Origin of the sequence: Micromonospora sp. FIMYZ51 (assembly GCF_038246755.1) — a bacterium.
GTDB lineage: Bacteria > Actinomycetota > Actinomycetes > Mycobacteriales > Micromonosporaceae > Micromonospora.
The window spans coordinates 2,366,361-2,377,593 of record NZ_CP134706.1 but is presented as its reverse complement, the minus strand read 5'-3'; the positions used below and the strand labels follow the sequence as shown (position 1 = coordinate 2,377,593).

The 11,233-nt window shown below is 71.1% G+C and carries 18 protein-coding genes; 3 read left to right on the top strand and 15 right to left on the bottom strand.

The genetic code is table 11. The features are described 5' to 3' along the window. Positions 1 to 7 precede the first annotated feature (7 nt). The gene (locus tag QQG74_RS11605; protein WP_341720297.1) at positions 8 to 622 is read right to left on the bottom strand and encodes a DUF402 domain-containing protein; all 615 of its coding nucleotides are present in this window, start codon (positions 620 to 622) and stop codon (positions 8 to 10) included. Then, a complete protein-coding gene (locus QQG74_RS11600; protein WP_341720296.1) occupies positions 619 to 807 on the bottom strand; it encodes a hypothetical protein in 189 nt (62 codons plus the stop codon). Before QQG74_RS11600 ends, QQG74_RS11605 begins: the two co-directional genes overlap by 4 nt. Before the next feature lie 88 nt (positions 808 to 895). On the opposite strand from QQG74_RS11600, the gene QQG74_RS11595 reads away from it, so the two are divergent. Beyond that, positions 896 to 1,234, top strand: coding sequence for a hypothetical protein (locus QQG74_RS11595; protein ID WP_341720295.1), 339 nt, complete (start codon positions 896 to 898; stop codon positions 1,232 to 1,234). Positions 1,235 to 1,268: 34 nt separating this feature from the next. After that, entirely contained in the window at positions 1,269 to 1,667 is a 399-nt protein-coding gene (locus QQG74_RS11590; protein ID WP_341720294.1) for a nuclear transport factor 2 family protein, read from the top strand. Positions 1,668 to 1,690: 23 nt separating this feature from the next. On the opposite strand, the gene QQG74_RS11585 is transcribed toward QQG74_RS11590, so the two are convergent. The 7 genes from QQG74_RS11585 to QQG74_RS11555 form a co-directional block, all read right to left on the bottom strand. Then, on the bottom strand, positions 1,691 to 3,001 hold the full coding sequence (locus QQG74_RS11585; protein WP_341720293.1) for an MFS transporter: 1,311 nt from the start codon (positions 2,999 to 3,001) through the stop codon (positions 1,691 to 1,693). Then, the gene (locus QQG74_RS11580) at positions 2,994 to 3,611 is read right to left on the bottom strand and encodes a helix-turn-helix domain-containing protein (protein ID WP_341720292.1); all 618 of its coding nucleotides are present in this window, start codon (positions 3,609 to 3,611) and stop codon (positions 2,994 to 2,996) included. Before QQG74_RS11580 ends, QQG74_RS11585 begins: the two co-directional genes overlap by 8 nt. 85 nt (positions 3,612 to 3,696) lie before the next feature. After that, entirely contained in the window at positions 3,697 to 4,092 is a 396-nt protein-coding gene (locus QQG74_RS11575; protein ID WP_341720291.1) for a PIN domain-containing protein, read from the bottom strand. Beyond that, positions 4,089 to 4,301 carry a type II toxin-antitoxin system VapB family antitoxin gene (locus QQG74_RS11570; RefSeq protein ID WP_341720290.1) on the bottom strand — a complete coding sequence of 71 codons (213 nt, stop codon included), beginning with the start codon at positions 4,299 to 4,301 and terminating at the stop codon, positions 4,089 to 4,091. The genes QQG74_RS11575 and QQG74_RS11570 overlap by 4 nt, the downstream gene beginning before the upstream one ends. A gap of 66 nt (positions 4,302 to 4,367) precedes the next feature. Next, on the bottom strand, positions 4,368 to 5,117 hold the full coding sequence (locus tag QQG74_RS11565) for a YebC/PmpR family DNA-binding transcriptional regulator (RefSeq protein WP_341720289.1): 750 nt from the start codon (positions 5,115 to 5,117) through the stop codon (positions 4,368 to 4,370). A gap of 224 nt (positions 5,118 to 5,341) precedes the next feature. Further along, positions 5,342 to 5,644, bottom strand: coding sequence for a hypothetical protein (locus QQG74_RS11560; RefSeq protein ID WP_341720288.1), 303 nt, complete (start codon positions 5,642 to 5,644; stop codon positions 5,342 to 5,344). After that, entirely contained in the window at positions 5,641 to 5,823 is a 183-nt protein-coding gene (locus tag QQG74_RS11555) for a hypothetical protein (RefSeq protein WP_341720287.1), read from the bottom strand. The genes QQG74_RS11560 and QQG74_RS11555 overlap by 4 nt, the downstream gene beginning before the upstream one ends. A 101-nt stretch (positions 5,824 to 5,924) precedes the next feature. On the opposite strand from QQG74_RS11555, the gene QQG74_RS11550 reads away from it, so the two are divergent. Further along, positions 5,925 to 6,818 (top strand): helix-turn-helix transcriptional regulator, encoded by an 894-nt coding sequence (locus tag QQG74_RS11550; protein WP_341720286.1) that lies wholly within the window; start codon positions 5,925 to 5,927, stop codon positions 6,816 to 6,818. Positions 6,819 to 6,850: 32 nt separating this feature from the next. Here QQG74_RS11550 and pdxT read toward each other — a convergent pair whose 3' ends face one another. From pdxT to QQG74_RS11520, 6 genes are all read right to left on the bottom strand, one after another. Beyond that, on the bottom strand, positions 6,851 to 7,456 hold the full coding sequence (gene pdxT, locus QQG74_RS11545; protein ID WP_341720285.1) for a pyridoxal 5'-phosphate synthase glutaminase subunit PdxT: 606 nt from the start codon (positions 7,454 to 7,456) through the stop codon (positions 6,851 to 6,853). Positions 7,457 to 7,461: 5 nt separating this feature from the next. Then, entirely contained in the window at positions 7,462 to 8,379 is a 918-nt protein-coding gene (gene pdxS / locus QQG74_RS11540; protein ID WP_341720284.1) for a pyridoxal 5'-phosphate synthase lyase subunit PdxS, read from the bottom strand. Between the two features lie 110 nt (positions 8,380 to 8,489). Next, complete coding sequence (locus QQG74_RS11535) at positions 8,490 to 8,642, bottom strand: hypothetical protein (protein ID WP_341720283.1); 153 nt, start codon at positions 8,640 to 8,642, stop codon at positions 8,490 to 8,492. Further along, positions 8,639 to 9,145, bottom strand: coding sequence for a hypothetical protein (locus QQG74_RS11530; protein WP_341721207.1), 507 nt, complete (start codon positions 9,143 to 9,145; stop codon positions 8,639 to 8,641). The genes QQG74_RS11535 and QQG74_RS11530 overlap by 4 nt, the downstream gene beginning before the upstream one ends. A gap of 26 nt (positions 9,146 to 9,171) precedes the next feature. After that, on the bottom strand, positions 9,172 to 10,332 hold the full coding sequence (locus QQG74_RS11525; RefSeq protein WP_341720282.1) for a glycosyltransferase family 4 protein: 1,161 nt from the start codon (positions 10,330 to 10,332) through the stop codon (positions 9,172 to 9,174). A gap of 13 nt (positions 10,333 to 10,345) precedes the next feature. Beyond that, a complete protein-coding gene (locus QQG74_RS11520) occupies positions 10,346 to 11,224 on the bottom strand; it encodes a phosphatidylinositol mannoside acyltransferase (RefSeq protein ID WP_341720281.1) in 879 nt (292 codons plus the stop codon). Between the last annotated feature and the right edge of the window lie 9 nt (positions 11,225 to 11,233).

Here is an 11,233-nt window from a genome sequence, read left to right as displayed (position 1 = left end):
ACCCAGGTCAGGCCCGGACCGCCGACCAGCCGGCAGGCAGGCGCGGGACGGGCCAGGCCGGGTCGGGCCGCCAGGCCGCCCAGGACTCGTCCCACCAGCGGTCACCCGCGTCCAGCAACGCGGCGATCCGGTCGCCCTCGGCGCGGATCGCCGCAGCCATCCCCGGGTAGCGCCCCTCCACCAGCCGCTGGGCGAACAACTCCACGTCCTTGAAGACGTACCGGTCGGCGTCCGCCGCCCACCACAGGTCAAGCTCATGATCGAGGGTGTCCACCCCGATTGGCGTACGCCGGAACGGATCCTGGAGGTTGAAGTACCAGCCGGCGAAGGAGCGCGCCGGGCCGGACCAGAACACGTCGACCGAGTGCGCCTCCCCCGGGCGCTGCAACATCAGCTTGCCGTGCCCGGTCCAGACGGTGTGCCCGGCGAGCTGCCAGGGGTGCCGGCCGCAGGGGTAGGTGCCCTCGTCGGGGAAGCCGAACTCGGCTCCCGGCGGCAGGTAGAGCGCGAGCAGGTCGGGTGAGTCCTCGACGCAGATCGTCGGGCAGCCGAACCACACCTCGCCGCGCAGGACCTCCCGCCGTACGACCACCTCGCCCGGGGCGAAGCGCTCAGCCCTCACTCCCCCGCCAACTCGGGCCGGTGCTCCCTGATCCATGCCTCCACATCCGACTTCCGCCACACCTTGCCCATCGCCAGTACGGCAATGGGCTCCGGGAAGTTCCGCTGGTTGGCGATGACGGATGCACGCTGCCGGGAGACGTTCCCCAGCATCGCTCTGATCTCCGACACGCCCACCAACTCCATAGGTTGACAATGACAGCGTCAACATCATTCGACTCCGACAACTACGCAGCCTGTTGACACAGACAACGGCCTTCGTCAGCATGGAGGCATGACTTCACCCGCCCTGCCGCCCGCCCGGGACCAGCCACTGAGCCGATTGCATCAGGTGCATCGGCATCTGCCGGAGCGGCCCAGCTGGCGGTGTCGGGCGTGCGGCGGGGCCTGGCCGTGCCCGGTGGCCCGGATGCTGCTCCGGGTCGAGTACGGCCCCGACCGGGTCGGTCTCTCGGTCTACCTGGCCGGACTTCTCTTCGACGCCACCGGGGATCTGATGCACGAGACTCCCCCGCCCACTCCGGCCGAGCTGTTCGAGCGTTTCCTGGCCTGGACCACACCGAGGGCGCCCCGGTCGCCAGCGAAGCGCTCAGATGTCACAGGCGGTTGGTAGAAGTCCGGGCACCATCGAGACGAGGAGCATGATCATGGACGTACGGGAAGCGGCCCGGCGCTGGGCGGACGCCTGGTCCCAGGGCTGGCCCACCAGGGACGTGGAGCGCATCGTCAACCTGCACGCGGAGCAGGCCGACCACTGGGCGTCCATGTTCCGCCCGTGCCGGGGGCGGGCCGGGCTGCGGGCGTACGTGGCGGAGTGCTTCGCGGAGGAGACCCGCCCGGCCGAGGTCTGGTTCGGCGAACCACAGGTCGACGGCGACCTGGCAACGGTCGAGTACTGGGCGGTCACCTACCCGTCGGACCGCCCGCTCACCATCTCCGGCTGCACCCTGCTGCGCTTCGACGACGCCGGCCTGGTGACCGGGTCCCGCGACTACTCCCACGCCCGGGAGGGCCGTCTCCTGCCGCCCGCCACCCTCTTCCCCTGACCGGGCCACGGCTCTCCGGGCCGCTACTTTCCCGGATCTCGGCCTGTCTCCTCATCGCCCTCGGGCAGGACGCGCATGGCGCGTAGCGGGGAGAAGGCGACCCAGAGCACCCCGAGCAGGGCGCCGAGGCTGGCGATCCAGAGGGCGGGACGTACCCCGATCGTCGCCCCGAGGGTTCCGCCGATCACGGCGCCGATCGGTCGGATGCCGTAGTTGACGGTGCGTCGAAAGCCGGCGACCACGGCGAGCATCGCCACCGGCGTGGCGGCGATCTGGACCGAACCGACCGCGATGTCGAGGACCATGACGCCCAGGGCGGAGATGAACTCGGCGGCGAACAGCGCCGCGAGCACCAGCGGCTGCGGTCCGGTGGCCAGCGGCACGAGGATCAGCGGGGCCGGAAAGGCGACGAATCCGAGGAGTACGGCGGGGCCGATGCCGATCCGCCGGCTGACCGCGCCGGTGATCGTCGCGCCGAGCAGTCCACCGACCGCGCCGGCCCCGATGATCAGGCCCAGCATGCCCGGGGAGACGCCCAGTTCGGTGGTCACGTACAGCACGAAGAGCGCGGCGAACATGTAGTTGAACAGGTTGAGCGTGGTGGTGCCCAGCAGCGTGGCGCGCAGGATCGTGGAGTGGGCCACGTACCGCACACCAGCGGCCATGCCCAGGCCGGAGCCGCTCGACGCGGCGTGCTCGATGACCCTCGTCCGGGCCAGGAAGGCCGCCGAGCCCAGGTAGGTGAACACCCCGGACAGGAGCGCGACCGGGGCGGTGAGCACCTGCACCAGCACGCCACCGATACTCGGGCCGGCCACGTGTGCCATCGCCCTGCTGCCGTTGACCAAGCTGTTGGCCTGCACGTAGTCCGGTCGCTTGACGAGCGCGGCGAAGAGGCTGCTGTGCGCCACCTCGAAGAAGACCGAGAGGGTCCCGATCAGGAAGGCCACCGCGCAGAGCAGCGGCAGGCTCAGGGCGTCGATCCACCAGAGCAGCGGCACCGCCAGCAGCAGCCCCGCCCGCCCGAGGTCGGTGACGATCATGACCTGACGCCGACGCGGGTGTCGGTCAACCCAGGCCCCGGCCGGCAGGGAGAAGAACAGGTTGGGCAGCAGCGAGGCGGCGGTCAGGTAGCCCATCTCGGCGGGTCCGGCACCGACCGCGAGCAGGGCCAGCAGCGGTACGGCGAGCATGGTGACCTGGTCGCCGAAGAGCGAGACGGTCTGCGCGGACCAGTAGCGGCGGAAGTCCGGCTGCCGCAACAGCGTCGGCACTCGCGACCGGCGCGGCGGTGCCGGATCGGCCGGCTCGGTGAGGACGAGTGGTTCACTCATGGCCGGACCCCGCCGGCTGCTCCTCGGTGGGCGCGGTCTTTCGGGGCAGCGCCATCTGGACGACCGTCACCGGCCGGGAGCCGGGCGGGCGTTTCGCCGGATCGGCGAGCCGTTCGTCGTACCGGGCCAGCAGCGCGTCGATCTGCTCGGTGACCTCGCGCAGTTCGGCCGCGGTGACGTACAGCAGCGCGTCGCCGAAGCCGGCGGCGGCGCGCCACTCGGCGGGCTCGTCGGCGCGGATTGCCAGGTAGTCCTGCGCGCGTTGCAGGTAGAGGGCGACCATCACGTTGTTGATCTGGTCCGTGGCGGCCCGCATCGCCGGATCGTCGGAGTCGTCGTCCCAGGAGGTGTACTGGGTGGTGGCCCGCCAGGGTCGTTCCCGACCGTCCGCCCCGGGCACCCGTTCGGCGAAACCGTACTTCGCGAGTTGGCGCAGGTGGAACGAGCAGTTCGGCACGTTGTCGTCGAGCCGGGCTGCCGCCTGCGTCGCGGTCATCGGCCCTTCACCGCGCAGCAGCCCGATCAGACGCATCCGCAGCGGGTGCGCGTACGCGCGCAGGGCGCGGGGGTCATCGACCTTGATGGAACGCCGGGGCAGATCGTCAGCCATATAGTAGAGAATGCTTTAGAAAGACATCTCTAGCAAGTGCCAAAAGCTTCCGGAGCGCGTACGCGAGTCGGTGTCTCGGCGGCGGTCAGGTGATCCGCTCTTGGCTCAGCTGCGGCACGAGCCGGGCTGCGGTCTCGAAGTCGGCGTCCCGGTGAAGCACCACCAGCTTCAGCCGAATCGCGGTGGCCACCACGAGATGATCCGCCACGGAGAGCCCTTGGTGGGCGCTGTGGCTGGCGAGTTCCTGTCGCACCGCTCGCACGACCTGCCAGGCATCGTCTGGCACGGGCACCCAGGGATACACGTCGCGCAGCCCTCGCTCGACCCGGTCGTATGCCTTGGCATCCGCGATGGTCAGTGTTTCCACGAGCACCGGGTCGCAGATGGCGATCAGGCCGCGAGCAGCAAGGTCGGACCACTGCGGGTCGACTTGACGACGAACCATGCGGACCAGGGCGCTGGTGTCGATGAGGTACTTCAACGGTCGAGTTCGTCGAGCTGATCGAAATCGAAGCCGCCCGCGTCAGCGACGTCTTGGAGGTCAGCCAGGGCCCGCTGTCGCCGCTCCCGGCTGGACTCCACCGCTTGCCGGAGCGCCGCTGTCACCGTCTCCTTCTTGGTCGCGGTGCCGAGCGCGGCAGTCGCCTCCGCCAGAAGATCCTCATCGAGATCCAACAGGGTTTTGGCCATGAGATACACCTCCCGGACAAGAATATATCCGGGAGGTGCGTATATCCAACGAACGAGAGTCGGTCGTCAGCCGACGGCGGCCATCACCTCGTCGGAGACGTCGAAGTTGGCGTAGACGTTCTGCACGTCGTCGCTGTCCTCCAGGACGTCGATCAGCTTGAAGATCTTGCGCGCGCCCTCCTCGTCAAGCGGCACGGTGACGCTGGGGATGAGCGAGGACTCGGCCGACTCGTACTCGATGCCGGCGTCCTGCAAGGCGGTGCGTACGGCCAGCAGGTCACCCGGCTCGGAGACCACCTCGAACGCCTCACCCAGGTCGTTGACCTCCTCGGCACCCGCGTCGAGGACCGCCAGCATCACGTCGTCCTCGGTGGTGCCCGTCTTCGGCACGATCACCACGCCCTTGCGGGAGAACATGTACGACACCGAACCGGCGTCGGCGAACGAGCCGCCGTTGCGGGTCAGCGCGGTGCGTACCTCGGTGGCGGCGCGGTTGCGGTTGTCGGTCAGGCACTCGATCAACAGCGCGACGCCGTTCGGGCCGTACCCCTCATACATGATCGTCTGGTAGTCGGCACCGCCGGCTTCCAGACCGGAGCCGCGCTTGACCGCGCGGTCGATGTTGTCGTTGGGGACCGAGTTCTTCTTGGCCTTCTGGATCGCGTCGTAGAGCGTCGGGTTGCCGGCGGGGTCGCCGCCGCCGGTCCGCGCCGCGACCTCGACGTTCTTGATCAGCTTGGCGAACATCTTGCCGCGCTTGGCGTCGATGACCGCCTTCTTGTGCTTGGTCGTCGCCCACTTTGAGTGGCCGGACATCTGTTACCTCCGTTGCTACCCGCCGGCTGCATCGACCGCACCGCGCACGCCCCCGCTCCCCACCGGCGCACACGGTGGTGCCGGTCAGCTCTGGTGAGAAGCCGTGACGGCCAGATGGCCCTGCCGAATCTCGACAATCCTACCGACGTGCGACGGGTGGACGTCACCCGCCGCACGCCGACAGTCATGTCGATCGCCGCAGATGGGCGCATAGCGGACGGCGGCTACTCCCCCATGCCGTACGAACCACGCACGGTGAACTCCGCAACATCCCGCTGCTCGCAGCGCTCCTCCAGATCGGCCCGGTAGCTGCGGAAGGACGCCAGTACCGCCAACGGCCCCGGCAGTTCCGGCCCCATCGCGACGTCGATGAAGCTGTGCCCGTCATCGAGCCGCAGCGTCAGGTAGCGGAACCCGGGCGGCCCGAGCTTGGCCAGTTCCGCGTAGACCGCGTCGAGCAGGGTGAGGTGCTCGGCCAGGCGGTCCGGCCGGACCCGGTACCTGATCAGGATCGTCGCCATGCTCATGCCACCGGGGCGACGTCGCGGGCCCCGTCGAGGACGGCGGTGATCATTGCCAGCAGCGCTGCCGCCCGACCCTCGCCAGCCGCCACCTCGGTCACCCAGCCAGCCACCGTCGGCCCCCGTCGGCCCGGACGGCTGCTGCCCACGATCACGCCGATGACGAAAGGTTGTTGCTGTCTCATGACTCCACCTCACCGGCGGTTCGGCATCCCGGGGAGACCGGCGGGAGGCTGGCCCCGGTGGGGCCACCCTGATCGGCGGCGGTGCGGGCAGACTGGAGTACATGATGGACGGGGAGTTGGGCGCGTTCCTGCGCAGCCGGCGCGAGGCGCTGCGGCCCGAGCAGGTGGGGCTGCCCGCCGGCCCCCGACGGCGTACGCCGGGACTGCGTCGCGCCGAGGTCGCGACACTGGCCCAGGTCAGCGTGGAGTACCTGACCCGGCTCGAACAGGGCCGCGACAGTCGCCCCTCGCCGGAGATCCTCGCCGCGCTGGCCGACGCCCTGCGCCTCGATCACGCCGACCGGCGACACCTGCAACAGCTGGCGTCGGTCGAACACCACCGGCAGTTGTGCGCGGGACGACGCCCGTCGGTCTCGCGTACGGTCCGCCCGCAGGTTCGCGGGCTGCTCGACGCGCTGCGGGACCGGCCCGCGTACCTGCTCAACCGGGTCAGCGACGTGCTTGCCTGGAACGATGCGTTCGAGCGGCTGACCCGCCCGCTGGGGTTGCTCGACGGCGACCGGCCCAATCTGCTGTGGTTCGTCTTCGCCGACGAACGCGCCCGGGAGCACTTCCCCGACTGGGCGGAGCTGGCCGACCAGCAGGTCGCCGAGCTGCACCGGCTACGCCAGGGCGATCCCGCCACGGACGCATTCGCCGAACGGCTCGGCCGTACCGTCGGGACACCCTTCACCTCGCGGTGGCAGCGCCGCCCGGTCGCGACCCGGTCCAGCGCCGTGCGCCGGTTGCGGCATCCGCAGGTCGGTCCGCTGTCCCTGGCGTACGAGACGTTGGAGCTGGCCGACGACCAACAGCGCCTGGTGGTCCATCTCCCGGCCGACCCCGCCACCGCCGCTGCCCTGACCCGCCTGCTGGCTCCGCACCCCCGCGCCCTCCTGACTGGCATCCCCCTCGTTGATCATGACGTGGTCGCCGTGCCCCGCCGGGGCGGGTGACCGCAACGTCATGCGCGACGGCGCTGGCGGGATCAGCTGGCGGTACGGACCAGCTGGGTGAAGTAGCGGTGCAGGCGCAGGTCGTGGGTGAGTTCCGGGTGGAAGGAGGTGGCCAGCAGGTTGCCCTGGCGTACGGCGACGATCCGGCCGGCGGCCGGGCCTTCGGTGACCCTGCCCAGCACCTCGACGTCCGCGCCGACGTGCTCGACCCAGGGTGCGCGGATGAAGACCGCGTGCAGTGGCCCACCGTCGATCCCGGTGACCTCCACCGACGCCTCGAACGAGTCGACCTGCCGGCCGAACGCGTTGCGCCGCACGGTCATCTCGATGCCGTCGAAGCCACGCTGGTCCGGCCGGCCGTCGAGAACCTCCGAGGCCAGCATGATCAGGCCGGCGCAGGAGCCGTAGACCGGCAGGCCGGCGGCGATCCGCTTGTCGATCGGTTCGCGTAGCTCGAAGATATCGACAAGTTTGCTGATCGTGGTGGATTCGCCGCCCGGGATGACCAGGCCGTCGACCGCGTCCAGTTCGGCCGGCCGGCGTACCGGGCGGGCCTGCGCGCCCGCACCGGTCAGGGCGGCGAGATGTTCGCGTACGTCACCCTGGAGGGCGAGCACACCGATCACGGGCGCGGTCACGCACGTCACCAGCCGCGGTCGGCGAGGCGGTGCGGGACGGGGATGTCGTCGACGTTGATGCCAACCATCGCCTCGCCGAGGCCCCGGGAGACCTTGGCCAGCACGTCCGGGTCGTCGTGGAAGGTGGTCGCCTTGACGATGGCGGCGGCCCGCTGGGCCGGGTTGCCGGACTTGAAGATGCCGGAGCCGACGAAGACCCCCTCCGCACCGAGCTGCATCATCATCGCCGCGTCGGCCGGGGTGGCGATGCCACCGGCGGTGAACAGCACCACGGGCAGCTTGCCGGTCTCGGCGACCTCCTTGACCAGCTCGTACGGTGCCTGAAGCTCCTTGGCCGCGACGAACAGCTCGTCGGTCGGCAGCGAGGACAGCCGGCGGATCTCCTGGCGGATCTTCCGCATGTGGGTGGTGGCGTTGGAGACGTCGCCGGTGCCGGCCTCGCCCTTGGAGCGGATCATGGCCGCACCCTCGGTGATCCGGCGCAGCGCCTCACCCAGGTTGGTCGCACCGCAGACGAACGGGACGGTGAACGCCCACTTGTCGATGTGGTTGGCGTAGTCGGCCGGGGTGAGCACCTCGGACTCGTCGATGTAGTCGACGCCGAGCGACTGGAGGATCTGCGCCTCGACGAAGTGGCCGATGCGGGCCTTGGCCATCACCGGGATGGAGACGGCGTTGATGATGCCGTCGATCATGTCGGGGTCGCTCATCCGGGACACCCCGCCCTGGGCGCGGATGTCGGCAGGCACCCGCTCCAGCGCCATCACCGCGACCGCACCCGCGTCCTCGGCGATGCGGGCCTGCTCGGCGGTGACCACGTCCATGATCACGCCGCCCTTGAGCATCTCGGCCATGCCGCGCTTGACGCGGGCGGTGCCGACGACGGGGGTGGCGTCGAGGTTCGGGGAAGTCGTCTCGGACACGGGATCATCGCTCCTCGGGCAGCTCAGGGCGGGACGGCGAAATGCTACGTCCGGCCGGCCGGCCTTCCGACAGCCAATCGAACCCGTGGTGGCCTGCTCTGTGGTCGCCGTCACCGCGACGACGCGGGGGCGGGCATCCTGGCCCGGCGGGCGGAGATCCTGGCCCGGCGGGCGGGGATCGTGCCGACGGCCCGGCGGGCGGGGATCGTGCCGACGGCCCGGCGGGCGGGGATCGTGCCGTCGCTGCGGCGGGCGGAGCTCATCTGGTGGTGACGTCCACGGGCGGCACGGCGAGGGTCGGGTCGTCGATGTCGAAGTAGCGCGGCCAGGAGTGTCCGCGCCCCATCCGCAGCAGGCGGACCAGCGGCCGGCCGCGCGCCGTACGCGCGTCCCGGACCAGGTCGGTGTGCACCTGCCGGGCCAGGGCGAGCCGCCGGCTGGCGGCGATCACCGCCTCGCAGTCCGGGTCGGTGGGGTCCAGCTCGACCGCCCGCAGCTGGCGGGTCAGGTCGTTCTCGGCCGCCTCCCGCTCCTCCGGCTGCGCATCGAGAGCGATCCGCGCCGCCGCGTACAGCTCGACGCCGTAGCGACGCTCGGCCAGCACCGCCGCCGCAGCGGCCCGGCGCAGCAGGTGGGCGTCCAGGGCGCGGGCGGCGAGCTGGGCACGGGACTGGAGCCGTTCGACCCGGCCGGCGGTCCAGATCAGGTACGCCGCCACCAGGGCGACGACCACTGTCGCGCCCACCACCCACCACATGCCCGGCATCGTAGTGCTGCTCACGTCCCTCCCGGTCAGTCCGGCCCCACCCACTCCTGGTCGATCACCCGCCCATCGGTCGCCTCGATCGCCGCTGCGTATACCTCCAGAACCCGGCGGGCAACCACGGGCCAGTCGAAATTCGCCACCACCTGGTTACCGCACGCGGTCAACTCCGCCCGTTGGTCCGGATCGTCAAGCAGTTCGCCGATCGTCCGCCGCAGCGCCACCGCGTCACCGGTGGGAAACAGCCGCCCCGCCCGGCCACCGTCGAGCACCCGGCGGAAGGCGTCGAGGTCGCTGGCGACGACGGTGGTGCCGGCGGCCAGCGCCTCGGTGAGAATCATGCCGAACGACTCGCCGCCGGTGTTCGGCGCCACGTACAGGTGCACGCTGCGCAGCATGCGCGCCTTCTCCTGCTCCGGCACCAAGCCGAGAAAAGTGACCTGATCCCGCAGATCGGGCGGAAACTGCCCGAACAGGTCGTCCGGGTCGCCGGGGCCGGCCACCAGCAGGCGCAGCCCGGCGCGCTGGCGGGCCAGGTCGACGAAGGCGTCGCGCAGGATCGGGAAACCCTTGCGGGGTTCGGTGAACCGGCCCAGGAAGCCGAGGGTGCCGCCGCCGCCCGCCGTCACCTCGCCGGGCCAGCCGGGCAGCGGCTCGACACCGGCGAACTTGGCCACCGCGACCCCGTTGGGGATCTCCACCGCGCCGCCGTCCAGGTGCTCGACCTGCACCTTGCGGGCCAGCGCGCTCACCGCGATCCGGGCGGTGATCCGCTCCAGCACGATCTGGAGTACGCCCTGGGCGGCGGCGAGCACCCGGGACCGGGTCATCGCGGTGTGGAAGGTGGCGACCACCGGGCCCCGGGCGGAGAGCACCGCGAGCATGGACAGGCTCAGCGCCAGCGGCTCGTGCACGTGCAGCACGTCGAAGTCGCCCCGGATGATCCACCGGCGGACCCGGGCAGTGGAGACCGGACCGAACGCGATCCGGGCCACCGAGCCGTTGTACGGCAGCGGCACCGCCCGCCCAGCCGGCACCACGTACGGCGGCAGCGGCGAGTCCTCGTCCGCCGGGGCGAGCACGCTCACCTCGTGCCCGAGCCCGATCAGCGCCTCGGCGAGGTCCATGACGTGGTTCTGTACCCCGCCCGGGACGTCGAAGGAGTACGGGCAGACGATGCCGATCCGCATTGCGCCCGTCCCCTCAGTCCAGCCACATCCGCTGCAACATGTGCCAGTCTTGCGGATGCCGGGCGATGCCCGCCGCGAGACCGTCGGCGATCCGCTGGGTCAGCGACCGCACCCGTACGTCAAGCGTGCCCTCCTGTGGTCCCGGCAGCGGCAGCGGGCCCTCGATCGAGGCGCACGCCGCGTCCGGTTCGTACCACATCGAGGCCACGTAGAGCGGCGCGCCGGTGCGCAGCGCGAGCAGCGCCGGGCCGGCCGGCATCCGGCTCCGGCCACCGAAGAACTTGACCTCCACGCCCCGGGCGGAGAGGTCCCGGTCGGCGAGCAGCGGCACCACCGCCCCGGCGGTCAGCCGTTCGGTGAGCACCTCCAGCGGCGGTCGTTCGCCCCCGGTGGCGGGCAGGATCTCCATCCCCAGGCTCTTGCGGAACGCCACGAACCGCTCGTAGACGCCCTCCGGCTTGAGCCGTTCCATGACCGTGGACAACGGCCACTCGTTGGCCACCACCCACGCGCCGGCCAGGTCCCAGTTGCCCGCGTGCGGCAGCGCCACCACCGCGCCCCGGCCGGCCGCCACGTCGGCGGCGAGCAGTTCGGCGCCGTCCAGCCGGAACCCGGTGCGAATCTGCTCCCGGCTCAGCGACGGCAGCCGGAACGCCTCCATCCAGTACCGGGCGTACGACCGCAGGCCCTGGCGGACCAGATCGTCGAGTTCGGCCTCGGGCAGTTCCGGGCCGACCACCCGGCGCAGGTTGGCGCGCAGCCGGTTGGCGCCGGCACCGCGCCGGCGGTAGGCCCGGTCCGCCACCGCGTTGAAGCCGGCGGCGGCGACCGGCCGGGGCAGTGCACGGACCAGCCGCCAACCGGCGGCGAAGCCGAGTTCGGTGAGGTTCACGGGCAGCTA